Origin of the sequence: Pseudomonas sp. ok272 (assembly GCF_900109995.1) — a bacterium.
Lineage (GTDB): Bacteria > Pseudomonadota > Gammaproteobacteria > Pseudomonadales > Pseudomonadaceae > Aquipseudomonas.
Window position 1 is genome coordinate 484,856 of sequence record NZ_FOCB01000001.1, and the last position, 24,985, is coordinate 509,840.

The 24,985-nt window shown below is 61.3% G+C and carries 16 protein-coding genes, 3 tRNA genes and 1 riboswitch; of the genes, 15 read left to right on the top strand and 4 right to left on the bottom strand.

Annotated elements, in window-relative coordinates; genetic code table 11:
- Position 1: 1 nt before the first annotated feature.
- Positions 2-5,953, bottom strand: a complete 5,952-nt coding sequence (locus BMW74_RS02315) for a leucine-rich repeat domain-containing protein (protein ID WP_093413040.1) — start codon at positions 5,951-5,953, stop codon at positions 2-4.
- A gap of 311 nt (positions 5,954-6,264) precedes the next feature.
- Between BMW74_RS02315 and BMW74_RS02320 the strand changes: the two genes are divergently transcribed.
- The 7 genes from BMW74_RS02320 to astE all read left to right on the top strand — a co-directional run bounded on the left by BMW74_RS02320 (position 6,265) and on the right by astE (position 14,164).
- Positions 6,265-7,485, top strand: coding sequence for an aspartate aminotransferase family protein (locus BMW74_RS02320; RefSeq protein ID WP_093413043.1), 1,221 nt, complete (start codon positions 6,265-6,267; stop codon positions 7,483-7,485).
- Between the two features lie 208 nt (positions 7,486-7,693).
- Entirely contained in the window at positions 7,694-8,713 is a 1,020-nt protein-coding gene (gene aruF, locus BMW74_RS02325; RefSeq protein WP_093413046.1) for an arginine/ornithine succinyltransferase subunit alpha, read from the top strand.
- Positions 8,714-8,796: 83 nt separating this feature from the next.
- Positions 8,797-9,822, top strand: a complete 1,026-nt coding sequence (gene astA / locus BMW74_RS02330; RefSeq protein WP_093413049.1) for an arginine N-succinyltransferase — start codon at positions 8,797-8,799, stop codon at positions 9,820-9,822.
- The gene (astD, locus tag BMW74_RS02335; protein ID WP_175479141.1) at positions 9,819-11,288 is read left to right on the top strand and encodes a succinylglutamate-semialdehyde dehydrogenase; all 1,470 of its coding nucleotides are present in this window, start codon (positions 9,819-9,821) and stop codon (positions 11,286-11,288) included. The genes astA and astD overlap by 4 nt, the downstream gene beginning before the upstream one ends.
- Positions 11,289-11,443: 155 nt before the next feature.
- The gene (astB, locus tag BMW74_RS02340) at positions 11,444-12,790 is read left to right on the top strand and encodes an N-succinylarginine dihydrolase (protein WP_093413055.1); all 1,347 of its coding nucleotides are present in this window, start codon (positions 11,444-11,446) and stop codon (positions 12,788-12,790) included.
- A 63-nt stretch (positions 12,791-12,853) separates the two neighbouring features.
- The gene (locus BMW74_RS02345; RefSeq protein ID WP_093413058.1) at positions 12,854-13,141 is read left to right on the top strand and encodes a topoisomerase II; all 288 of its coding nucleotides are present in this window, start codon (positions 12,854-12,856) and stop codon (positions 13,139-13,141) included.
- A 12-nt stretch (positions 13,142-13,153) separates the two neighbouring features.
- Entirely contained in the window at positions 13,154-14,164 is a 1,011-nt protein-coding gene (astE, locus tag BMW74_RS02350) for a succinylglutamate desuccinylase (RefSeq protein WP_093413061.1), read from the top strand.
- Between the two features lie 385 nt (positions 14,165-14,549).
- On the opposite strand, the gene BMW74_RS02355 is transcribed toward astE, so the two are convergent.
- Positions 14,550-15,059, bottom strand: a complete 510-nt coding sequence (locus BMW74_RS02355) for a 6,7-dimethyl-8-ribityllumazine synthase (protein WP_093413064.1) — start codon at positions 15,057-15,059, stop codon at positions 14,550-14,552.
- A 120-nt stretch (positions 15,060-15,179) separates the two neighbouring features.
- Positions 15,180-15,350, bottom strand: a riboswitch (FMN riboswitch).
- A 112-nt stretch (positions 15,351-15,462) separates the two neighbouring features.
- Between BMW74_RS02355 and ltaE the strand changes: the two genes are divergently transcribed.
- The 7 genes from ltaE to BMW74_RS02390 all read left to right on the top strand — a co-directional run bounded on the left by ltaE (position 15,463) and on the right by BMW74_RS02390 (position 21,436).
- Entirely contained in the window at positions 15,463-16,467 is a 1,005-nt protein-coding gene (gene ltaE, locus BMW74_RS02360) for a low-specificity L-threonine aldolase (RefSeq protein ID WP_093413067.1), read from the top strand.
- 158 nt (positions 16,468-16,625) lie between these two features.
- Positions 16,626-19,244: an alanine--tRNA ligase gene (gene alaS, locus BMW74_RS02365; RefSeq protein WP_093413070.1), complete on the top strand. Its 2,619-nt coding sequence runs from the start codon at positions 16,626-16,628 to the stop codon at positions 19,242-19,244.
- A 91-nt stretch (positions 19,245-19,335) separates the two neighbouring features.
- Positions 19,336-20,577, top strand: a complete 1,242-nt coding sequence (locus BMW74_RS02370) for an aspartate kinase (RefSeq protein ID WP_093413073.1) — start codon at positions 19,336-19,338, stop codon at positions 20,575-20,577.
- Between the two features lie 184 nt (positions 20,578-20,761).
- Entirely contained in the window at positions 20,762-20,950 is a 189-nt protein-coding gene (gene csrA, locus BMW74_RS02375) for a carbon storage regulator CsrA (protein ID WP_002554426.1), read from the top strand.
- Between the two features lie 62 nt (positions 20,951-21,012).
- Positions 21,013-21,103, top strand: a tRNA-Ser gene (locus BMW74_RS02380).
- Positions 21,104-21,210: 107 nt separating this feature from the next.
- A tRNA-Arg gene (locus BMW74_RS02385) sits at positions 21,211-21,287 on the top strand.
- Between the two features lie 72 nt (positions 21,288-21,359).
- A tRNA-Arg gene (locus tag BMW74_RS02390) sits at positions 21,360-21,436 on the top strand.
- Positions 21,437-21,455: 19 nt separating this feature from the next.
- On the opposite strand, the gene bamE is transcribed toward BMW74_RS02390, so the two are convergent.
- Entirely contained in the window at positions 21,456-21,971 is a 516-nt protein-coding gene (gene bamE, locus BMW74_RS02395) for an outer membrane protein assembly factor BamE domain-containing protein (RefSeq protein WP_093413075.1), read from the bottom strand.
- A gap of 320 nt (positions 21,972-22,291) precedes the next feature.
- On the opposite strand from bamE, the gene mgtE reads away from it, so the two are divergent.
- Positions 22,292-23,734, top strand: coding sequence for a magnesium transporter (gene mgtE / locus BMW74_RS02400; protein WP_093413077.1), 1,443 nt, complete (start codon positions 22,292-22,294; stop codon positions 23,732-23,734).
- Between the two features lie 166 nt (positions 23,735-23,900).
- Here mgtE and BMW74_RS02405 read toward each other — a convergent pair whose 3' ends face one another.
- Complete coding sequence (locus BMW74_RS02405; protein WP_093413080.1) at positions 23,901-24,227, bottom strand: Arc family DNA-binding protein; 327 nt, start codon at positions 24,225-24,227, stop codon at positions 23,901-23,903.
- Positions 24,228-24,985: the final 758 nt, after the last annotated feature.

A 24,985-nucleotide genomic window follows, 5' to 3' on the forward strand; every position in this document is an offset into this window, starting at 1 on the left:
TTTATTCCTCCATCGGTTGCGGGCTGCGCGGCGGCAGCAGTGGCACGCCGAACTCATCCTCCATGGCTTCCTCTACCCCCAGTTCGTACCCGGTCAGTTGGTAGTAGCGGCGCAGCAGCTCCATGCTTTCGGCCGTCAGCGGGTTACCGCTCAAATCGGAATCGTCATTGAGTGGCAGGGGCATTTCCAGGATGTCGCTGGGCAGGTGTTGAATCTGGTTGTCACTCAGGTCCAGCACTTTCAAGCGGCTCAGGCCAAATACCCCCGCCGGCACTTCGCTGAGCCCGCAGTTGTGCATGAACACCGTGGTCAGCCTCGACAGGTGGCTTAGGTCGGGGCTGAGGCCCAGTGGGTTATCGCTCAGGTCCAGGTATTCAATGTCGGTCAGGCTCGCGAGTTGCTGGGCGCTGTGGGCGGAGAGTCGGATCTGGCTGTCCGGCAGCGCCAGGTCTTGCAGGTGCTGCAGGTCGAACACGCCTTCGGGGATGTCGGTCAACCGATGCCGCTCGACGGTCAGTTGCCTGAGGTTGGGAAAGCACGCCAGTAACCCATCGATCCGTCCGTTGGTGCCTTCGCCAATGATCTCGATCAGCGTGACGTGCTTGAACCGGGCGTCCAGCCTGGGCATGTCGCCCAGCAACTGGCCATGAAACACCAGTTTGTAGGTGAGCTGCGTGGTGATGTTTTCGTCGTCCGGTTCGGTTTCCCGGCGCCAGCATTCCTCCAGCAACTCCTTGAAGAGCCGGCGGCGGATTTGTTCTTCGGCCCGTGCGCCTTCGTCCAGGACGGTATCGAGCCACGGGTCGCGCAACGGGATATCGATCACCCATTGCTGAAGATCGGTGCGCATCTGTTCGAACTCGGAGCCCAGGCGCGTGATCTCGGGTCCGGCGGCGTCCAGGTCGCCGGGCAGTTGAAAGTAAATATGACTGACTTCGCTGTCCGGTAGCTCGGGGTAGAGCAGCCGCAGGCGTTGAAACTCAGCGGCAGGAGCATCGACCAGAAACAGCTCGCCCGTGGCTTGGCTATGGTTTTTTATCCGCTGCAGTGTCTGGCGCGACAAGGGGTTGCCCGACAGATTCAGGCCGGCGTTTAGGCCGGACCCTGCGTGGAATAACGCGTCGGGCAGATCATGGATGGCGTTGTGGCTCAGGTCCTTCCAGACCCCGGATGTTTGCGCGGAGAGCAGGGCCTCCGGGACTTCGCCAAGACCAGTGTGGCTCAGCGAGAGTCGCGAGAGCTGGGGCAGTTGGCTGATGTCGGGTATCCGCTCCAGCGGGTTGTGGCTCAGGTCCAGCCGTTGCAGGTTGCGCATGCCGGCGATGACATCGGCTTGCGCTGCAGGCAGTCGCAGGCCGCAACGGCTAAGGCTCAGGTGGTTGAGTTGCGGCAGTTGCTCAATGCCCGTCGGCAATTCGCCGAGCCAGTAGTTTTCAATCGACAGTCGGCGCAACGCAGGGAAGTGCTGTAAAAACCTGCCCAACTGCAAGGCGGAGCCGCGGCCCTGCAGGGTCAGCGCGGTCACGTGCTTGAACGGTGTGCGCAGCGCAGGCAGCGCCGCACTGACCGGCTTGGTCAAGACCAGTTCATGGTGTGGCGTGTCCTGCGCGGTGTGTTCATCCAGGGGTGTTTCCTGGCGCCAGCCCGCTTGCAGGTCTTGCATGAACAGGTGCCGATAGGTGCGCTCTTGCAGGGAGGCGTGTGGGTCCTGGGTCCAGGGCTCCATGTCCAGGCCTATCGCTGCGTAGTCCCGCTCAAGCTGGTCGATGGCCGCCGTGCCCGACGCCAGGTCGCCGGGCAGGGAATAGATGAAGTGGTTGACGTCAGTGTGGGTGAAGGTCGGATAGAGCCGTGCGACACGTTCGGTATCCAGGGCATCGGCGTCGATCGCCATGGAATTGCCGGTACGCTGGAAGTACGTTTTGACCTGCTCCAGGGTCGCCCGCGAGAGTGGGTTGTTGGACAGGTCAAAGCGTTCGCTGGCGGCGGCGGGCAGGTTGAAGAACGCTGGCGGTAGTTCGCGGATCTGGTTGTGGGCCAGCATCACCAGTTCCAGGTTTGCACGGCCCAGCAGGCCTTCAGGTAACTCGCTGAGCCCGGTGTTTGCGAGGTCCAGGTAGCGCAGGTTCGGCATGTTGGCGACGCTGGGGAACAGCGTCAGTGGGTTGTTGGACAGGTCCAGGGTGACCAGGCGCGACATGGCACTGATTCCTGCCCGGCTTTCGTAGCTGAGGGTGATCGCGCAGTGGCTCAGGATCAGTTCGTTCAACTGTGGCATCGAGAGGATCTGTGACGGCAAGTGTTCGAGGGCAATGTCCCGCACGGCCAGTTGACGCAGTCGTGGGAACACCTGCAAGAAACCATTGAGCTCAAGCCGCGCGTGTTCTCCCGAGATCTCCAGCCAGGAAATATGCGCCATGTGCGCGTTGATCCTGGGCAGCTCGCCAAACACCGGCGCGTTCAATCTGAGGATTCTGCCGTTGATGGTGGGGGGCTCATGGTAGTGATCGACGGCGCCTTCGTGACGCCAGGCGCTCCTCAGTTCACGGACCCACAGGTTGCGACTGTGTCGCGCATAGCCAAGCGCTTCGGGGCTCAGGGCAATCCCTGTCTCGGGATGGATGCGGGGGGTGTTGACCTCCCACATGGCCAGGACAATGTCCATTCGAAAGAACTCGTCTTTCATCGCCCGCAGGGTTGCCAGCGCGCCTGCGGGCCGTGCGGCGAAGAGGTGCAGCAGATGCTGGATCTGTTCGGGGGTCTGGGCGGGAAACAATTCATGGGCGATCCGCTCAAGGGACGGTCCCTGGCTGGGGCCTGGCGTGGGTGCGTCGGCGGCGCGATAGCCTTCCATCCCGCCGCGCAGGCGCATCACCTCGGGGTCATAGGCCGGTTTGAGCAGCGGGTCGGTGTCGAGCAAGCGTCGCAGCGCCGGGCGGTCCAGCGGGTGCCGGGCAATGGCCTGGCGCAGTACGGGGCCCTGGCCGATGTGGATGCCCAAGGCGTTGCGCTGGGCATCGGGGATCGCCTGCAGGATCGCGGTGTAGAAATCGGTGTCGCCAAACAGCCTGCCATTGTCTTCAGGGACGTAATCACCTTCGGCGGTCAGGATCAGTCGTCTTTTTATCTGGGCCTGCTCGGCGCCGATGCTGTCGAGCAGCGGTCCGTCGCTGCGGTAGTGCCTGACTTCGATGCGCACCTGGGGTGACCAGCCGGGCAGGTTGTCCAGGGAATGCAGGGCCAGTCGGGCGGTGTCCGGGTTGTCGACGGCGTCCAGGTAAAGGCCTTCGTAGGCGCGAGTGGTGCGCACTTCCTGTTGGGTCCATGCGGCGAGGTCAGCCAGGCGCTTGGGCACTTGGCCCTGGTCGATGGCGCGCAACTCCTGGGCGCTGGCGTGATCGAGCAACTCCTGGGCGACGCTGGTCGGCAGACCAGGGTGTGGCGCGGAGTCGATGAGCTTTTGTTGGCGGGCGCTGTGGGCTCGGTTCGCGCTGCGATAGTGTGAGTCAAACAGGGTGAAGCGTTTGTCCTGGGCGATGCGCGCCAGCTTTTTGCGCAAGGCCGCTGCACGGGTCTGCGCCGAGCGGGGTGGCTGGCCGAATTCCTCCTCCAGCAGCGTTTTGCGCTCCGCTTCGTCAAGGCTTTCGATTACGGTGCGCAACAGGTCACCGCTGTTGAGTTGGGCTTCGTGGATCTGTACCACGCTGGCGCCGCGGTGCTGGCCAAATTCCCAGGTGGTGTTGCCCGAGGCGTCGAGAAAGCGCAGGGTCTTGCCCTCGGGCCACAAGCCGTAACTGGTCAGCAGTTGCAGCTGTATCTGCGGGTCGGCCTGCCTGTAGAGCGCAGGGTCGTCGCTGTTCATCTGGCTGATAAAGTCTTGGATGCCCTGGTCGACCTGGAAGCGCTTGAGGCTGTCAGCCAGCAGCGGTGGGGGCGTCTGTTGGGTGACGTGCATTTTGCGCAGCGTGTTGTCGTGGGTCCCGCTGACATCCCGCACCTGCTGCAATTGTGCGTCGCTGAGGGTGTCGGCCTGATAGCCCAAGCGGCGCATGAGCGTGGCGCTGTCCCAACTCAAGGGGCGTTCCAGTTCGATCACCCAGGCGCCCTGGCCGTTGGTCATGGCCGGCGGGCGGTAGGCATTGGCGCGCGTGGGGTGTTGCAGGTAGTAGCGTTCGTCGGCGTGGTTCCACAGCACGCTGTAATGCTCACCGTTCAGGTGCAGGACGAGTTTTGCGTGGTGATGATGCAAGCCCCGCTCGTTGGGGCGGGAGTCCTTGGCCAGCGTCAGCTCATGGCGATAGGGCGCCAGGTCCGGGTCCCACAAGCGACGCTGGCCATTGGGTAAGGTGACGGGGTTGAAACGGTCGATGAACTGCAGGAGTTCGGCCGGTAGTACCTGGCGCATTAGCGTCTCGGCGATCGGCACTCCCGTGGCAAACAGGCCCAGTTGGATCAGTTGTTCGACGAACCCCATGGCATGTCCAAAGGCTTCGCGTGTGAGGCCTTCGGCCCAGTCAACGATGCCCTCGAACGTCTCGTCGAGCAGTTGATAGGCGCTGTAGCCGAGCATCAGCGCCCCCAGCGGTGGCACGAAGGGCGTGGCAATGAACGCAATCGCTTGCAGCACGGCCGAGGCGATTTTCTGAATGAAACCCCAGCGCTCCCAGCGGGCTTTCTGGTTGACGTCGGCCGTGGAGACGGCTTGGCTGCGGGCATCGTTGAGTACCTTGCTGAGTTTGACTTGATACAAATACTCGAACAGGTCGCGGGTGATTTTTTCCGAGCGAAACTCCAGGTTGGGTCGCTCGACGGCCGTCTCGCGCCAACTGGGCAATGGCTCGCCGGGCGTGTGGGGGTGCCAGGTCACCTCGGTGAGGCGGTGGTTGAGACTGGCAAACACTTGGCCCTGCTCCTCGTGATCGACAAAGCGACTGAAGAAGCGTTGATAGTCGGGGGCGCGCAGTTTATGGCTCAGCGCCCGCATCAAGGCGCTCGTGTTGTCGTAGTGCTTGAGCGGGTGGTGCGGGTCGTCCGGGATGTAGGCGATGACGGGGACCTCCCCACGGCGTGTGTCCAGGTCCTCGGCAAACACGACGATGCCGGTGAGGCGGCTCGACATCATGCTCAGGTTGTAGCCGGTCAGCGCCGGGCAGCCATGGGTTGCGCCGCGCGGATCGCCGATCAGCTGTTTGATCCCGTCATAACCGGCCTGGGGGATGTCGGCCCTGATCAGCGCCATCTCCAGAGCCAGGTCCAGCGCCGCCCGTTGGCTCTGCTTGAGGGTGTGCCGCAGGCTGGCCTGGGCCACAGGGTTGGTCATCCCCAGGTAGTCATTGAGATAACGCTGGTAGTGACCGCCGATATCCAGCTCGCGGCAGAGCGTGGCGAACTGGGCCACGCTGATCTTCGCGGCGATCGCCGGCAGGCTTTCGAAGTGCCCGGTGCTGCTCGGTTGGCTGATGAACCCGGAGTTCTGCTCGTAGGCCTGGGGTTGCGCTTCTGAGGGTTCGAAGTTGTGCAGCGCCGCGTCGAGCATCGATACCGTCCAGGTCCTGGCGGCGCCGGGGGAGACGGTAAAGGTGGCGATCTTCAGCGGGATATAGAGTTGCAGGTAGGTGCTGGCAACGTCGACGTCGAGGGCGTAGCGGGTGTTCAATGCCTGTTGCAGTCGTTCAGCGGCAAAATCCCTGGGGGTCTTGAGGTTGGCCATGGCCTTGTCCAGGTGATTCTGTGTGGTCCAGGCATGGGCGTTGAGGCGCTTGAGTGTTTGGTGCTGCGCAGGCGAGGCGGTGGTGTGCCACCGGGCAATGATCGGCGAGTGATGGGCCAGGGCATCGCGCTTGGTGGTCGAGGCGTGGCCGAGCCACGGGGCAATGACCTGTGCGAGGATCTCGTGGCGTGGATCGCGGGGTGCGGTGGCGGCGTCGGGCAGGGTGGCAGGTGGTTGTGGCATGGGTTTGGCTCCTGGTGGATGGGGTGTCGAGCCAGCAAACCAGCTTGCCGTGGTGCAAAGGCGGTAGATAGTTAGCGAGGTGAAGGTCGGTGAATATGCAATCGGCCGGTTGTAATCCTGCCTCTGCGCCGACGCACGGTTTAAACTGCGCCTTTGCGACGCTATTTGTCGCATTGCCGTAAACCCGGTCAAAAGCGGGTTTTGCGCTATAAGAAGTTGTCGCTTGGCGGCAAGGCCAAGCTCGAAACTGTCCCTACAATCCTCACCAAGCTCGCCAGTTCCAGGCGGGTGTTTCTCATCAGGAGACTCCGATGTCCGTTGAGCACGCTGCGGTAGAACGCGCCGATTTCGACCAGGTAATGGTTCCCAACTACGCGCCTGCCGCATTCATCCCGGTACGTGGCGCCGGCTCCCGCGTTTGGGACCAGTCCGGCCGCGAGTTGATCGACTTCGCCGGCGGGATCGCCGTCAACGTGTTGGGTCACGCTCACCCGGCGCTGGTCGGTGCCTTGACCGAGCAAGCGAACAAGCTGTGGCACGTGTCCAACGTGTTCACCAATGAGCCGGCCCTGCGCCTGGCTCATAAGCTGATCGACGCGACCTTCGCCGAACGCGTGTTCTTCTGTAACTCGGGCGCTGAAGCCAACGAGGCCGCCTTCAAGCTGGCCCGTCGCGTCGCGTTCGACCGCTTCGGCAGCGAGAAGTACGAAATCATCGCCGCGCTCAACAGCTTCCACGGCCGGACCCTGTTCACCGTCAACGTCGGTGGCCAGTCCAAGTACTCCGATGGTTTCGGTCCGAAGATCACCGGCATCACCCACGTGCCGTTCAACGACCTGGCCGCCCTCAAGGCCGCCATTTCCGACAAGACCTGCGCCGTGGTGCTGGAGCCGATCCAGGGCGAGGGCGGTGTGTTGCCGGCCGAGCTGGCTTACCTGCAAGGCGCCCGTGAGTTGTGCACCGCGCACAATGCGCTGCTGGTGTTCGACGAAGTGCAAACCGGCATGGGCCGCAGCGGCAAGCTGTTCGCCTACCAGCACTACGGCGTGACCCCGGACATCCTGACCAGCGCCAAGAGCCTGGGCGGCGGTTTCCCGATTGCGGCGATGCTGACCACCGAAGACCTGGCCAAGCACCTGGTCGTCGGCACCCACGGCACCACCTACGGTGGCAACCCGCTGGCGTGCGCGGTGGCCGAGGCGGTGATCGACGTGATCAACACCCCAGAGGTGCTCAATGGCGTCAACGCCAAGCACGACAAGTTCAAGGCGCGCCTGGAGCAGATCGGCAAGCAGTACGGCCTGTTCACCCAGATCCGTGGCCTGGGCCTGTTGCTCGGCTGCGTGCTGAGCGATGCCTGGAAGGGCCGCGCCAAGGACATCTTCAACGCCGCTGAAAAAGAAGGCCTGATGATCCTGCAAGCCGGTCCCGACGTGATTCGTTTCGCCCCGAGCCTGGTGGTTGAAGACGCGGACATCGATGCCGGCCTGGACCGTTTCGAGCGCGCAGCGGCCAAGCTGACGCAAGCCTGATAGACCCTTCGGCGCCTGGTTGTCCGGGCGCCGATCAAAATTTTAATGCCGGGCCAGATCAAAGGTGGGAGCGGGCTTGCTCGCGAAAGCGGTGGCTCAGACAGCGAGCGTGTTGACTGATACAGCGCTTTCGCGAGCAAGCCCGCTCCCACACTGATGTGTGTGCCCGGTTATTTTTCTGTAAGTCTTGAGAGATAGGAGTGACACCATGCTGGTGATGCGCCCCGCGCAAATGGCTGATCTGGGCGAGGTACAGCGTCTGGCTGCGGACAGCCCGATTGGTGTCACTTCCTTGCCGGATGACGTTGAACGCCTGAGCGACAAGATCGCCGCGAGCGAAGCCTCGTTCGCCGCCGAAGTCAGCTTCAATGGCGAAGAAAGCTACTTCTTCGTTCTTGAAGACACCGCCACCGGTCAGTTGGCCGGTTGCTCGGCCATCGTTGCCTCGGCCGGTTACTCCGAGCCGTTCTACAGCTTTCGCAACGAAACCTTCGTGCACGCCTCCCGCGAGCTGAAGATCCACAACAAGATCCACGTGCTCTCCCAGTGCCACGACCTGACCGGCAACAGCCTGTTGACCAGCTTCTACGTCAAGCGTGACCTGGTCGGATCGCCCTGGTCGGAGCTCAACTCCCGTGGGCGCCTGCTGTTCGTCGCCAGCCACCCGGAGCGCTTTGCCGACTCGGTGGTGACCGAGATCGTCGGCTACAGCGATGAAAACGGCGACTCACCGTTCTGGGACGCCATTGGCCGCAATTTCTTCGACCTCAACTACGCCGAGGCCGAGCGCCTGTGTGGCCTCAAGAGCCGGACGTTCCTGGCCGAACTGATGCCGCACTACCCGATCTATGTGCCCCTGCTGCCGGACTCGGCCCAGGAAGCCATGGGCCAGGTCCATCCGCGGGCACAGATCACCTTCGACATCCTGATGCGCGAAGGCTTCGAGACCGATCACTACATCGACATCTTCGACGGCGGCCCAACCCTGCACGCCCGTGTCTCGGGCATTCGCTCGATTGCCCAGAGTCGCCTGGTGCCGGTGAAGATTGGCGAGCCAGTCAAGGGTGCCGGGCGCCAGTACCTGGTGGCCAATGCCCAGTTACAGGATTACCGCGCGGTGATGCTTGAGCTCGATTACGCGCCAGGCAAACCGGTGATCCTGGACCTGGAGGCGGCCGAGGCCTTGGGTGTCGGTGAGGGCGTCAGCGTACGCCTGGTGGCCGTTTGAGGCCTGGCCCAGCGACCTGATTGCCTAGTAACGCAGCGAGTTTCACGGGGGGCCGTTATCGGTTGCCCGTCTGAGGAGATAGCATGATCGTTCGTCCCGTACGCAGCAGTGATTTACCCGCCCTGATTGCCCTGGCCCGTAGCACCGGCACCGGCCTGACCACCTTGCCGGCCAACGAAGAGCGCCTGGCGCATCGGGTCGGCTGGGCGGAAAAAACCTTCAGCGGCGAAGCGGGGCGCGCTGACGCCGATTACCTGTTCGTGCTCGAAGACGACAACGGCCAGGTGGTCGGCATCAGCGCCATCGCCGGCGCCGTCGGCCTGCGCGAGCCGTGGTACAACTTTCGGGTCGGCCTGACCGTCAGCGCCTCGCAAGAGTTGAACATCTACCGCGAGATCCCGACGCTGTTCCTGGCCAACGACCTGACCGGCAACTCCGAACTGTGTTCGTTGTTCCTGCACGCCGATTACCGTACCGGTCTCAATGGTCGCATGCTGGCCAAGTCGCGGATGTTGTTCATCGCCGAGTTCCCGGAACTGTTTGGCAACAAGATCATTGCCGAGATGCGTGGCGTCTCCGATCAAGCCGGTCGCTCGCCGTTCTGGGAGAGCCTGGGGCGGCACTTCTTCAAGATGGAATTCAGCCAGGCCGATTACCTGACCGGCGTGGGCAACAAGGCGTTCATCGCCGAGCTGATGCCCAAGTTTCCGCTGTACACCTGCTTCCTTTCCGAGGACGCCCGTGGCGTCATCGGCCAAGTGCACCCGGACACCGAGCCGGCGCTGGCGATGCTCAAGAGTGAAGGCTTCAGCTATCAGGGCTACGTCGACATCTTCGACGCGGGCCCGGCGATCGAGTGTGAAACCAGCAAGATCCGCGCGGTACGCGACAGCCAGGCGCTGGTGCTGGCCATTGGCACACCGGGCGACGATGCCACGCCCTTCCTGATCCACAACCGCAAGCGTGAAGACTGCCGGATCACCGCCGCGCCAGCGCGCTTTGCCGCGGGCACCCTGGTGGTCGATCCACAGACCGCCAAACGTCTTCAACTGAACGCCGGCGACCAGGTGCGCGCCGTGCCGTTGTCTGCTGCACGGGAGTCGAAATAATGAATTCGCTATACATCGCAGGTCAGTGGCTGGCGGGCCAGGGCGAGGCCTTTACGTCGCTGAACCCGGTCAGCCAGCAGGTGTTGTGGTCGGGGCAGGGCGCCAGTGCGGCCCAGGTCGACAGCGCCGTGCACGCCGCCCGCCAGGCGTTCCCGGCCTGGGCCAAGCGCACGCTGCAGGAGCGCATCGACGTGCTGGAGGCCTTTGCCGCCTGCCTGAAAACCCATGGCGACGAACTGGCCCGGTGCATCGGCGAGGAAACCGGCAAGCCGCTGTGGGAAGCGGCGACGGAAGTGACCAGCATGGTCAACAAGATCGCCATCTCGGTGCAGAGCTACCGCGAGCGTACCGGCGAAAAGAGCGGCCCATTGGGCGACGCCACCGCCGTATTGCGCCACAAGCCCCACGGCGTGGTCGCCGTGTTTGGCCCTTACAACTTCCCCGGTCACCTGCCCAACGGGCATATTGTCCCGGCGCTGCTGGCCGGTAACTGTGTGCTGTTCAAACCCAGTGAGCTGACGCCGAAAGTCGCCGAGCTGACGGTCAAGTGCTGGATCGAAGCCGGCTTGCCGGCGGGTGTCCTGAACCTGTTGCAAGGTGCCCGCGACACTGGGATCGCCCTGGCGGCCAACCCAGGGATCGATGGCCTGTTCTTCACCGGCTCCAGCCGCACCGGCAACCACTTGCATGCCCAGTTCTCCGGGCGCCCGGACAAGATCCTCGCGCTGGAAATGGGCGGTAACAACCCGCTGGTGGTGGATCAGGTCGCCGACCTGGATGCCGCGGTGTACACCATCATCCAGTCGGCGTTCATCTCGGCTGGCCAGCGCTGCACCTGCGCCCGCCGTCTGCTGGTGCCACAAGGCGCCTGGGGCGACACGCTGCTGGCGCGCCTGGTGGCGGTCAGCTCGACCATCGAGGTGGGTGCGTTCGACCAGCAACCGGCGCCGTTCATGGGCTCCGTGGTTTCCCTGGGCGCAGCCAAGGCGCTGATGGACGCACAGGCGCACTTGCTGGCCAATGGCGCGGTCAGCCTGCTGGCCATGACCCAGCCACACGCGACGGCCGCCTTGCTGACCCCGGGCATCCTGGACGTCAGTGCCGTGGCCGATCGTCCGGATGAAGAATTGTTTGGGCCATTGCTGCAGGTGATTCGCTACGCTGACTTCGATGGGGCGATTCGCGAAGCCAACAACACCCAATATGGCCTGGCCGCCGGACTGCTCTCGGACTCCGAAGCGCGCTACCAGCAGTTCTGGCTGGAGAGCCGTGCCGGGATCGTCAACTGGAACAAGCAACTGACCGGCGCTGCCAGCAGTGCGCCATTCGGCGGTGTCGGGGCCTCGGGCAACCATCGCGCCAGCGCCTACTATGCCGCGGATTACTGCGCGTACCCGGTGGCCTCGCTGGAGACGCCGAGCTTGGTGCTGCCTGCCGTCCTGACGCCTGGCGTAACGCTGAACTAATGTGGGAGCGGGCTTGCTCGCGAAGACGGCGTGTCATCCAACCTATCAGTGACTGAACCACCGCCTTCGCGAGCAAGCCCGCTCCCACGCCTTGATTTGTGGTGTATTCAAGAAAATTGATGCCTATAACAACAGATTCTCGTGGAGCCTCGCTGATGAAATCCTATGAAGTCAATTTTGACGGTCTAGTGGGGCCGACCCATAACTACGGTGGCCTGTCCTACGGCAACGTGGCGTCCCAGAGCAACAGCCAGCAGTCTTCCAATCCCCGGGAAGCGGCACTGCAAGGGTTGGCGAAAATGAAAGCGCTGATGGACATGGGCTTTCAACAAGGCGTACTCGCGCCGCAAGAACGTCCGGATGTCGGCGCACTGCGCAGCCTGGGGTTCAGCGGCACCGACGCCCAGGTGATCGAGCGCGCGGCCAAGGACGCGATGCCGCTGCTGGTCGCCAGTTGCTCGGCGTCGAGCATGTGGGTGGCCAACGCCGCCACCGTCAGCCCGAGCGCCGACACGGCCGACGGGCGCGTGCACTTCACCGCCGCCAACCTCAACTGCAAGTACCACCGCAGCATCGAGCACCCGACCACCAGCCGCGTGCTGGGGGCGATGTTCGCCGACCAGAAGCACTTCGCCCATCACGCCGCGTTGCCGGCGGTGGCGCAGTTCGGTGACGAAGGCGCGGCCAACCACACCCGTTTCTGCCGTGACTACGGCGAAGCCGGCGTCGAGTTCTTTGTGTTCGGGCGCAGCGCGTTCGACACCCGCTATCCGGCACCGCAAAAGTACCCGGCACGCCAGACCCTCGAAGCGTCGCAAGCGGTTGTCCGCCTGCACGGCTTGAGCGAGGACGGTGTGGTCTACGCCCAGCAGAACCCGTCGGTGATCGACCAGGGCGTGTTCCACAACGACGTGATCGCGGTGGGTAACGGCGAGGCGCTGTTCTATCACGAGGAGGCGTTCCTCAATACCGAGGCGATGCTGGCTGAGTTGTCGAGCAAGCTGGCAGCGCGCGGTGGCCAGTTCAAGGCGATCTGCGTGCCACGCTCGCAGGTGTCGGTGGAGGACGCCGTGCGTTCCTACCTGTTCAACAGCCAGTTGTTGTCCCGTGCCGACGGCTCGATGCTGTTGATCGTGCCCCAGGAGTGCCAGAACAACGAACGCGTCTGGCAGTACCTGCAAGGCTTGACCGGTTCCGGCGGCCTGATCCGCGAAGTCAAGGTCTTCGACCTCAAGCAAAGCATGCAGAATGGCGGTGGCCCGGCGTGCCTGCGGCTGCGCGTGGCGCTCAATGAAACCGAACTGGCGGCGGTCAACCCGGGGGTTATCATGACGGCGCCGCTGTATGGCTCGCTGACCCAGTGGGTCGACAAGCACTACCGTGACCGCATGACCGAAAACGATCTGGCGGACCCACAATTGTTGCTTGAGTGCCGGACGGCACTGGATGAACTGACGCAAATCCTTAAACTGGGCGCGGTTTATCCATTCCAGATCAATTAAAGGCCCGCGTGCGGCTCCAATGAGCCGGGCGCGAGGTTTTATCATCCAGATGAGAACGTAAAAATGAGCGATACCCTGAAGCTGATCCTTGAAGACACCGACGGCACTCAACTGGAAACCTCCTGCACCCGCGTGGCGGTGATGTGGCAGGGCAAAGAGCTGTGGATCCAGCAAGATGGCCGTGGCCAACTGCTGATCGGCGTCGACGTCGAAGAAGGCGACGCCGAATACGCCAACCTGCTGCTGCGCCCATTGGCGACTAACCTGGTCAGTCTGCAACTGGAAATGGAACCGGCTGATGTCGGTGACGAAGACCATGTGCATGGCCCGGATTGCAATCACGATCACTAAGGAAGTCGCGCTATGCTCGCCCTCGGCAAACTGCTTGAACTGACCCTCGCCGGCCGTGAACCGGCGGAGAAGACTCAACTGACTGTCGAAGGCGTGCGGATGCGCTGGCTGAGTGAAGGTGCGCTGGAAGTCCGGCCACCGGAGGCCCGTGACAACGGCGTTGACCTGCTGCTGTCAGCCGGCATCCACGGTAACGAAACAGCGCCGATCGAGTTGCTCGATCGCCTGTTGCATGACATCGCCCGCGGCGAATTGAAACCGTGTGCCCGTATCCTGTTCCTGTTTGGCAACCCCGAGGCCATGCGCCGCGGCGAACGCTTTGTCGAACAGGACGTTAATCGGCTGTTCAATGGCCGTCATGAACTGAGCAGCGGCTTCGAAGCCCTGCGCGCCTGCGAGCTTGAGCGCCTGGCGGCGAGCTTTTTCAGCCTGCCGGACCGCGAGCGCCTGCACTACGACCTGCACACCGCGATCCGCGGCTCGAAGATCGAACAGTTCGCCTTGTACCCCTGGAAAGAAGGCCGCGCGCATTCGCGCCGGGAACTGGCGCGCCTGCGGGCCGCTGGCATGCAGGCGGTGCTGCTGCAGAACAAGCCGTCCATCGTGTTCAGCTCGTACACCTACGACACGTTGGGCGCTGAGGCCTTCACCCTGGAACTGGGCAAGGCTCGACCCTTCGGGCAGAACGAAGGGGTCGACGTTTCACGCCTGGAGACCCGCCTGAAGCAGATCATCGAAGGCACCGAGCCGCCATTGGCGCAGGAAGGCCTGGATGGCTTGCAACTGTTCAGCGTGGCGCGGGAAATCATCAAGCACAGCGACAGCTTCAAGCTGAACCTGCCAGCGAGCATTGAAAACTTCTCGGAACTTGACGTGGGCTACCTGCTGGCCGAGGACATCGCCCAGACTCGCTGGATCGTCAAGGAGCAGGGCGCGCGGATCATCTTCCCCAACCCGAAGGTGAAGAATGGCTTGCGGGCGGGGATCTTGATTGTGCCAAGTTCTGGCGAAGACTTGAGCTAAGCGCAGATCAAATGTGAGAGCAACTGTCTTAGCCATGCCGCTCGTCACCGCCATCGCGAGCAGGAATCTGGGTTGAGCCCGTAGGAGCGAGGCTTGCCCTAATGCCAGTCAGTTAAGCGAAACCCGCGTGGGAGCGAGCCTGCTCGCGATAGCAGTAGGTCAGTCAACGGAGATGTTGGCTGTGTTGCCGTCTTCGCGAGCAGGCTCGCTCCTACAAGGAATTGAGCTGCTCCCCGGATGTGTGTTCGCCGTGGACCAGGGTGGGAGCGGGCTTGCCCGCGAAGAGGCCATCACATTCAACAGCAGTGTCGGCTGTGCCGACGCTTTCGCGAGCAAGCCCGCTCCCACAGAGGTATCACACCATTTATGGGAGCGGGTATCTGGCTTAGACGGCTAGCGCGCGCGGCTCACTACGGCGCAAGGCACGGATCTTGTGCAGCGTGTCAGCGCAGGTCTTCGCCGCTTCCTGGCCCTTGTGCACAAAGTGCTCGAAGAAGAACTTCTGGTGCTCCTCGCCCGCGTGGAAGTGGTGGGGCGTCAGAGAGACCGAGAACACGGGCACTTCGGTTTCCAACTGGACCTGCATCAGGCCGCTGACGACCGATTGGGCAACGAATTCGTGGCGATAGATGCCGCCGTCCACCACCAGTGCGGCGGCGACGATGCCAGCGTAACGGCCTGTCTTGGCCAGCAGCTTGGCGTGCAGCGGCATTTCAAAGGCGCCGCCGACTTCAAAGAAGTCGATGTCCGATTCCTGATAGCCCTGGGCGATCATCTCGCTGAGGAAGCCCTTACGGCTTTGATCAACGATTTCCTTGTGCCAGCAGGCCTGGATGAAGGCGACGCGCTCACCCTGATGGTTTTTGCTCTTGCTATCGATTGCGGTGGGTTGCATCTGTTCTGACTCCTGTTTGTGTAAAAAACAGGGCGTTATGAATCGAATGGGATTTAAGGGTACGTCCGGTTCAAGCATGCAGTGCCTGCGCGTTGACCGTGGACGGCCCTGTGGCGCCAATCCCGTTCTCTCTTCATCCGGACTATGACCGTCGGCCCCGGGATCACACCGGGTCTGCTGACCTTGTCATTACCCAGGCCAAAGCCTGTGTGAATGCCAAGCGCTCGCGGGCTATGCGCATTGCGCGCAATTACCGCCGGTGGGGAGTTGCACCCCGCCCTGAGAACGTTTTGCCGACAGATTATCTGGCGGCGCAGCGTTTTTAACACAAATTGTTAAGCTGCGCATCGCTGCGTTGTGATGATATACATCGGTTTTTTCGCGCCATTCCGAGGGCTGATCCATGAGCGTTATCGATCTTCGCAGCGACACCGTCACTCAACCGAGCGCAGCAATGCTCGACGCCATGGCCCGCGCGGCCACCGGGGACGATGTCTATGGCGAGGACCTAACGGTGAATCGTCTTGAAGCTGACTTGGCCTCGCGCCTGGGCTTTGCCGCCGCGTTGTTCGTGCCGACGGGCACCATGAGCAACCTGCTGGGGCTGATGGCGCATTGCGAGCGCGGTGACGAATACGTCGTCGGCCAGCAGGCCCACACCTACAAATACGAAGGTGGCGGTGCGGCGGTGCTGGGCTCCATCCAGCCACAACCGCTGGAGGTCCAGGCCGATGGTTCGCTGGACCTGGCGCAGGTGGCCGCCGCGATCAAGCCTGACGACTTCCACTTCGCCCGTACCCGCTTGCTGGCCCTGGAAAACACCATGCAAGGCAAGGTTTTGCCGCTGGAGTACCTGGCCCGGGCCCGCCGTTTTACCCATGAGCATGGTTTGCAACTGCACCTCGATGGCGCACGGCTGTACAACGCGGCGGTCAAGTTGGGCGTGGACGCGCGGGAGATCACCCGGCACTTCGACTCGGTGTCGGTGTGCCTGTCCAAGGGCCTGGGCGCGCCGGTGGGCTCGGTGCTGTGCGGCTCGCCGGAGTTGATCGGCAAGGCCCGGCGACTGCGCAAGATGGTCGGCGGCGGCATGCGCCAGGCCGGGATTCTGGCGGCGGCGGGGCTGTATGCCCTTGAGCACAACGTCCAGCGCCTGGCGGACGACCACGCCAACGCCTGGGCGCTGGCCGATGGCTTGCGTGCAGCGGGCTTTGACGTCGAGCCGGTACAGACCAACATGGTTTACGTGCAGATGGGTGACACGGCCGAGGCATTCAAGGTGTTTGCCGCTGAGCGCGGGATCCGCCTCAGCGCCGCCTCTCGCCTGCGCCTGGTGACACACATGGACGTGAGTCGTGCGCAAATCGAGCAAGTCATCGCGACTTTCGTCGAGTTTTCCAGCAAATGACCCCGGAAATGGCCATGCTGGCCGTCCAATTGAGTGTTTCTATCTTATAAACACGCTGTACCGCGCGCGCAGGGCCGATATAATGCGGCCCTTTGCCGTCGCTTCGTCCGTTGACGATGCGCACAGGCCTTTGGCCGCAGCCTCCGTGGAAGAACCTAATGAAAAGCGCAGAAATCCGTGAAGCCTTCCTTCGCTTCTTCGAAGAGCAAGGCCACACCCGTGTAGCCTCCAGCTCTTTGATCCCTGGCAACGACCCAACCCTGCTGTTCACCAACGCGGGGATGAACCAGTTCAAGGACTGCTTCCTGGGCCAGGAAAAGCGCGCCTACACCCGCGCCACCAGCAGCCAGAAGTGCGTGCGTGCCGGCGGCAAGAACAGCGACCTGGAAAACGTCGGTTATACCGCTCGTCACCATACGTTCTTCGAGATGCTGGGTAACTTCAGCTTCGGCGACTACTTCAAGCGCGACGCGATCAACTACGCCTGGACCTTCCTCACCGGCGTGCTGAAGCTGCCCAAGGAAAAACTCTGGGTGACCGTCTACGCCTCCGATGACGAGGCCTACGACATCTGGACCCAGGACATCGGCGTGCCCGTCGAGCGCATGATCCGTATTGGCGACAACAAAGGGGCGCCGTACGCCTCCGACAACTTCTGGACTATGGGTGATACCGGCCCTTGCGGCCCGTGCACCGAGATCTTCTACGATCACGGCGCCGACATCTGGGGCGGCCCGCCGGGCTCTCCGGACGAGGACGGCGACCGCTACATCGAGATCTGGAACAACGTCTTCATGCAGTTCAACCGCACCGCCGATGGCGTGTTGCATCCGCTGCCAGCGCCGTCGGTCGATACCGGCATGGGCCTGGAGCGGATCAGTGCGGTAATGCAGCACGTGCACTCGAACTATGAAATCGACCTGTTCAAGAATCTGCTGGTCGCGTCGGCCGCCGCGATCGGTTGCGCCAATGACGACCAGTCTTCGCTCAAGGTGGTGTCCGACCACATCCGTTCGTGCGGCTTCCTGATTGCCGATGGCGTACTGCCGTCCAACGAGGGCCGTGGCTACGTGTTGCGCCGGATCATTCGCCGTGCGTGCCGTCACGGTAACAAGCTGGGCGCGACCGGCAGCTTCTTCTACAAGATCGTTGCCGCCCTGGTGGCCGAGATGGGCGAAGCCTTCCCGGAACTCAAGCAGCAACAGGCCAACATCGAGCGTGTGCTCAAGGCCGAGGAAGAGCAGTTCTCCAAGACCCTGGAGCACGGCCTGAAGATCCTCGAACAGGACCTGGCTGAACTCAAGGGCACCGTGGTCCCGGGCGACGTGGTGTTCAAGTTGTATGACACCTACGGCTTCCCGATGGACCTGACCGCCGATATCGCCCGCGAGCGCGAGCTGACCATCGACGAGGCCGGTTTCGAACGTGAGATGGAAGCCCAGCGCGTCCGTGCGCGCTCGGCCAGCTCCTTCGGCCTGGACTACAACACCCTGGTCAAGGTCGACGTGGCAACCGAGTTCACCGGTTACACCCAGACCAGCGCTGCGGCCAAGATCGTTGCGCTGTACAAGAATGGCCAGTCGGTCGACGTCTTGAGCGAAGGCGACGAGGGCGTGATCGTCCTCAACCAGACGCCGTTCTACGCCGAGTCCGGTGGCCAGGTCGGCGATTGTGGCTACCTGCAGGCCGGCAACGCGCGTTTCGACGTGCGTGACACCACCAAGACCGGTGGTGCGTTCCTGCACCACGGCGTGCAGGCTTCGGGCAGCCTGATCGTCGGCGCACCGGTGCAGGCTCAGGTGGATGCCGAAGTGCGTCATGCCACCGCGCTGAATCACTCGGCCACGCACTTGCTGCACGCCGCATTGCGCCAGGTACTGGGCGAGCACGTCCAGCAGAAGGGCTCGTTGGTCGACAGTCAGCGCCTGCGCTTCGACTTCAGCCACTTCGAGGCCATCAAGCCTGAGCAGATCAAGGCCCTGGAAGACATCGTCAACGCCGAGATTCGTAAGAACACGCCCGTTGAGACCGAAGAAACCGACATCGAGACCGCCAAGCAAAAAGGCGCCATGGCGCTGTTCGGCGAGAAGTACGGCGATGAAGTGCGCGTGCTGAGCATGGGCGGTAGCTTCTCCGTTGAACTGTGCGGGGGGATCCACGCCAACCGTACCGGCGACATCGGTTTGCTCAAGATCACCAGCGAAGGTGGTGTGGCTTCGGGCGTACGCCGTATCGAAGCGGTGACCGGCGCAGCCGCGCTGGCGTACCTGAACGCTGCTGAAGAGCAACTCAAGGAAGCGGCCAGCCTGGTCAAGGGCAGCCGCGACAACCTGATCGACAAGCTGTCGGCTGTGCTTGAGCGCAACCGTCTGCTGGAGAAGCAACTCGAGCAGTTGCAAGCCAAGGCGGCCAGTGCGGCGGGCGACGATCTGTCGGCCTCGGCCCTGGATGTCAAAGGTGTGAAGGTGCTGGCCGTGCGTCTCGACGGTCAGGATGGCAAGGCGCTGTTGGCGCTGGTTGATCAACTGAAGAACAAACTCGGCCGCGCAGTGATCCTGCTCGGCAGTGTCCATGAGGAAAAGGTCGTGCTGGTTGCCGGTGTGACCAAGGACCTGACTGGCCAACTCAAAGCCGGTGATTTGATGAAGCAAGCCGCTGCGGCAGTGGGCGGGAAGGGCGGTGGTCGTCCGGACATGGCGCAAGGCGGTGGTACTGACGCCAACAGCCTGGACGCCGCACTGGCCCTGACCGTACCGTTTGTCGAACAGGGTATTTAAGGCTGTGTGCCCGGCGCGTTCGTCTAGTGGCGGGCCGGGCTGCTGTTTGAGTGACTAATGGGCGCCCTTCATGGGCAGAGGCGGCTTTGAAATGGCTTTGATCGTACAGAAATTTGGAGGCACCTCGGTCGGTACTGTCGAGAGAATCGAACAGGTCGCCGACAAGGTTAAGAAGTTCCGCGATGCCGGCGATGACCTGGTGGTTGTGCTGTCGGCGATGAGCGGCGAGACCAACCGTCTGATCGATCTGGCCAAGCAAGTCAGTGGCGACGATCAGCCGGTTCCACGTGAGTTGGACGTGATTGTCTCCACCGGTGAGCAGGTGACGATCGCACTGTTGGCCATGGCGTTGATCAAGCGTGGTGTGCCGGCGGTGTCGTACACCGGTAATCAGGTGCGGATTCTGACGGATAGCGCGCACAATAAAGCGCGGATCCTACAGATTGACGACCAGAAGATTCGCGGTGACCTGAAGGCTGGCCGGGTTGTTGTTGTCGCCGGTTTTCAGGGCGTCGATGAGCACGGCAACATTACCACCCTGGGGCGTGGCGGTTCCGACACCACCGGCGTGGCGCTGGCAGCGGCCCTGAAGGCCAGTGAGTGCCAGATCTACACCGATGTCGACGGTGTCTACACCACCGACCCACGTGTGGTGCCAGTCGCTCAGCGCCTGGACAAGATCACCTTTGAAGAGATGCTGGAAATGGCCAGCCTCGGCTCCAAGGTGTTGCAGATCCGTGCGGTGGAGTTCGCCGGCAAGTACAACGTACCGCTGCGCGTTCTGCACAGCTTCAAGGAGGGTCCGGGTACCCTCATTACTATTGATGAAGAGGAAACCATGGAACAGCCGATCATTTCCGGCATCGCTTTCAATCGCGATGAGGCCAAGCTGACCATCCGTGGTGTGCCAGACACCCCGGGCGTCGCCTTCAAGATTCTTGGGCCGATCAGCGCCGCGAACATTGAAGTCGACATGATTGTGCAGAACGTCGCGCACGATAACACCACCGACTTCACCTTCACCGTGCATCGCAACGACTACCAGGCGGCCCAGGCCGTGCTGGAAAACACCGCTCGCGAGATCGGTGCCCGTGAAGTCTCGGGCGACACCAAGATTGCCAAGGTCTCGATCGTCGGTGTTGGCATGCGTTCGCACGCAGGCGTTGCCAGCCGCATGTTCGAATCGCTGGCCAAGGAAACCATCAACATTCAGATGATCTCGACATCGGAGATCAAGGTCTCGGTGGTCATCGAAGAAAAGTACCTGGAGCTGGCGGTGCGTGCACTGCACACAGCTTTCGAGCTGGATGCACCGGTCCGCCAGGGCGAGTGATGCGGTCCAGTGAGGGCGCGGTCTGACCGCGCCCTTTGTTTTTTGAGCTGTGCACACAAGGCTGTTCTTTTACGTGTGCTGGTCAATACTTAGGCGTGTAGGGCTGCGACCGCTGTGGTTGTAGGTCGAGCGCCTTTTTTTTGCAGACTGTTGTCCCTGAACTGAAATGCGTGAGGAGAAAGGTATGCTGATTCTGACTCGTCGGTGCGCAGAAAGCCTGATTATTGGTGATGGCGAAATCACCGTGACCGTGCTCGGCGTTAAAGGAAATCAAGTGCGCATCGGTGTTAACGCACCCAAGGAGGTGGCGGTGCATCGTGAGGAAATCTACCTGCGTATAAAGAAAGAGAAGGACGAAGAACCAAGCCATTAATTTTTATCGTTTTTTATGTTTGCAAACGGGGAAAAGGTTGGTTAAGATACGCCCCGTGTTGCGGAGAGCTGGCCGAGTGGCCGAAGGCGCTCCCCTGCTAAGGGAGTACACCTCACAAGGGTGTCGGGGGTTCGAATCCCCCGTTCTCCGCCATTATTTGCGTAGTACGTTGTAATCTGGCTTCTTCTGTAAGTTGTTGAAATTACTAGAAAAAGAGCTTTACAAAGAGATTCAACGGCCTATAATGCGCGGCAACAAATGCACTCGTAGCTCAGCTGGATAGAGTACTCGGCTACGAACCGAGCGGTCACAGGTTCGAATCCTGTCGAGTGCACCATTTAAGGGTTGTTTGCAGTAATGCGGATAACCTGGCTTCAACCAGTTGTGATCTGGTATAAAAACACAACTTGCACTCGTAGCTCAGCTGGATAGAGTACTCGGCTACGAACCGAGCGGTCACAGGTTCGAATCCTGTCGAGTGCACCAAACACCAAAAAGCCTGCGTCTAACGCGGGCTTTTTGCTGTCTGGGATTTGGCTTTTACGCAGCCATTCCCATCGAACGTAATGTTCGCGCTCCGACCCTTCTTGTCGTCATAGTAATAGTCCGTTGACGATGCCTTTGTACGTACGCGGTTTGGTTTGCCGAGTGCGCTTTCCACGTCCTGCCGGTTCATGCCGACAATAATCCTGCGATCGATGATTGCTTCGCGACGTTCGCGTGCGTCAGGTGCTCTGTCGCACTTGTCTTCAGACTGGCCGACGATCGTCAGTGATTGCGGTTCTGTTTGCTTGCGTGATGTTTCAGCAGGGGCGGCCTCAGGCATCGCAGTGCTGCTGTTGCCTGGGGTGGGGGGTTGGATGCTGTGCAGTGACAGGTGTTCGTTCGGGCGGCAGCCCAGTGTCGTGAACGTGACATGGCCGTTGTCATCGTCACAGCGTTGGATCGTCGCGCCAAGGGCCTTGGGTGACGGATAGAGCAGGGTTGCCAGGAATAAGGCTGCAAGGGCTGTGGTTGGCATTGGACGTCCTCCGTGACGGTTGTAGTTGAGGGTAGCTGCTACATTTCTTGGTGCGGGTGTGTTTTCTTTTCAGGATGAGTCGTCGCAGATTCACCCGTGCCGGAGAGGGTTGGATTTCTCTTGCAAGCGCTTGTTCCAGTGCGGATTTTTTAGCGTTTAAAACCGCCAAGCCGTGTATGATTGCGCCCGTCAGCCCCGCCGGGGCTTGTGGAATACCTCCATGGACTTACCCAGTAGTTACTCAGTAAACCGTTTTTCCAATCATGAATTGACTGATTGATCCTTCCGGCGTGCCCCGCTGCTGGGAGTGGAGTTCGCCTATGTCTGAAGTAGAAGTAAAGAAAACACAAGAAAGCTTGCAGGACCGCCTTGCTCAAGTCGTTGAGCTGCTGCAGCGCCAGCGGGTGGTCGAAGACCTGACTCATCGCCAGGAAGGTCATCATCAGGATCTGGTCGAGAACCTGGTCCACCGGCAAAATCTCGTCGAGTTGCAACGCAAGCTCGATGATCTTCACTCCGCCGACGTTGCCTATATCCTTGAAGCCCTTCCGCTCGCCGAGCGTTTGACTGTCTGGCAGTTGGTCAAGGCTGAGCGTGACGGCGACATCCTGCTTGAAGTGTCCGACTCGGTTCGTGAAACCCTGATCGCCGACATGGATGATCACGAACTCCTGGCAGCGGCCAAGGAGATGGACGCTGACGAACTTGCTGACCTGGCTCCCGAGCTGCCGCGAGACGTCGTCCATGAGCTGATGGAAACCCTCGATGGTCAGCAGCGTGAGCGCGTGCGCTCCGCGTTGTCCTATGACGAGGATCAGGTCGGCGCCTTGATGGACTTTGAGATGGTGACGATCCGTGAGGATGTCAGCCTTGAAGTGGTGTTGCGTTATCTGCGTCGCCTCAAGGAGTTGCCAGGCCATACCGACAAATTGTTCGTGGTCGACTATGACGGCGTGCTCAAAGGGGTTCTGCCGATCAAGCGCTTGCTGGTCAATGACCCGGAGAAGCAAGTATCGGAAGTCATGGCCAGCGATCCGGTAAGCTTTCACCCGGATGAGGACGCCTACGACGCGGCACAGGCTTTTGAGCGTTACGACTTGATTTCGGCCCCGGTGGTCGACAAGAACGGCAAGCTCATCGGTCGTTTGACGATCGACGAAATGGTCGACTTGATTCGTGAAGAGAGCGAAAACGAAGTGCTCAACATGGCGGGTCTGCGGGAGGAGGAAGATATTTTCGCCTCCGTCTGGAAGTCCTTGCGCAACCGTTGGGCGTGGCTGGCGATCAACCTGATCACAGCGTTTATCGCATCGCGGGTAATCGGTCTGTTCGAAGGTTCCATCGAGAAGCTGGTGGCCCTGGCGGCCTTGATGCCGATTGTCGCGGGTATTGGCGGTAACTCGGGCAATCAGACGATCACCATGATTGTGCGTGCGATGGCGCTCGATCAAGTCAGTACCGGTAATACCTCGCGCCTGATGCGTAAGGAATTGGCGGTGGGTTTGATCAACGGCCTGGTCTGGGGAGGGGTTATCGGCGTCGTAGCCTACCTGCTTTATGGCAGTTGGTCGTTGGGCGTGGTGATGACGGCCGCGATGACGCTTAACCTGCTGTTGGCTGCCTTGATGGGGGTGTTGATCCCAATGACCCTGGCACGCCTCGGACGCGACCCTGCAATGGGGGCCAGCGTCATGATCACGGCCATGACCGACAGTGGTGGATTCTTCATCTTCCTGGGGCTGGCAACGATCTTCCTGCTCTAAGTGCCTATGGCGCGATCTTGCCCGCTGGGCGGGTCGCGCGTTGCTCTGCCCAATTCCCTGAATGTGATCTCGATGGAGCAAGCCGCCGGCGCCATCGGGAGGGCGCGCGGCTGAAATTCAGGCAAAAAAAAGCCAGCGCTTGGCTGGCTTGAGTGTTCTGCGGGTATCAGGAAGCGCTTGCGCTCATCTCTGCATCGTGGGCGATCAGAGAAACCAGGGCGTTTTGCTGGCGGTGGGAGAGTTGGCGGAAACGTTGCAGCAACTCGCGCTCGTGCAGCGAAAGCTCGGGGCTGTCCAAGCGCATGCTCAGCTCCTCGCCCAATGCGCCCTCCTGAATAAGGCTCTGCTCCAATCGCGCAATGATCTCGGAGTTCATGCTGCGGTGATGGTTGCGTGCCACCTCGGCAATGCGCTCGCGCATTCCGTCTGGCAGGCGTACGACAAACTTGTCAGCCGTACGGCTGGAATAAATTGCCTGTTTCAATGGGCGCATATATTTAACCGGTTAGTTCAGGGGAGCGGTTCTGGGAGTTGCCGCAGGATGTCAGTAGGACAAGCGTGGCAGCCAAATGTTCAACCTGAATTGATGAGAGGCTCGCATCATGCCTCAAATTTGCCAGATACTTGGCGTCAATTCTGTGACAAATATTGAACGGTAAGCAGGCATTATGCCAGCTTCAATTGTCAGAAATGCGGACTGGTTGGAAAACACGGGCCTGTCCGAATACCTGTTCGCACCCTTCCGCCGACAGGGTGATGCCTTGCAGGCATGACCTGACGTGCACTCCATGCGAATTCAATCGTTCATTCTTTCGTTGTATAGAATAGTGGCAAATGGCCGATTTGCTAGGGGAGAACACCAAATTTGGAGCGTTTTGGGATGGGTGGCAGGCTTATTTGTCTGCTGGGTCCCTCAGGTTCAGGCAAAGACAGCCCGATCGATGTCGCTCGTGACTCCCGGGCGTGTTTTGATTGTGTCGTGGCGCGCCGGGTGATGGCCCGCGCAACCGATGTGTGCGGAGAGTCTGCCGTAAGTGTCACCTCACAGGAGTCCGCTGCGCGAGAAGGCTTCGCACGGTCCTCGGTGCAAAGGTACCTGGCAGCCAGTGATCCGGCACGCCAGTTGGCGCAACCGCCGGGTTGCTGCAGTAGCGCGCTTGCCTACACTTAATAAGCCTACAGACGACATGACAAAAGCGGGTCTGGCCGTTAACATGCTCGCCGTCCATCGCGCCGCATGTTCTTGCGGCC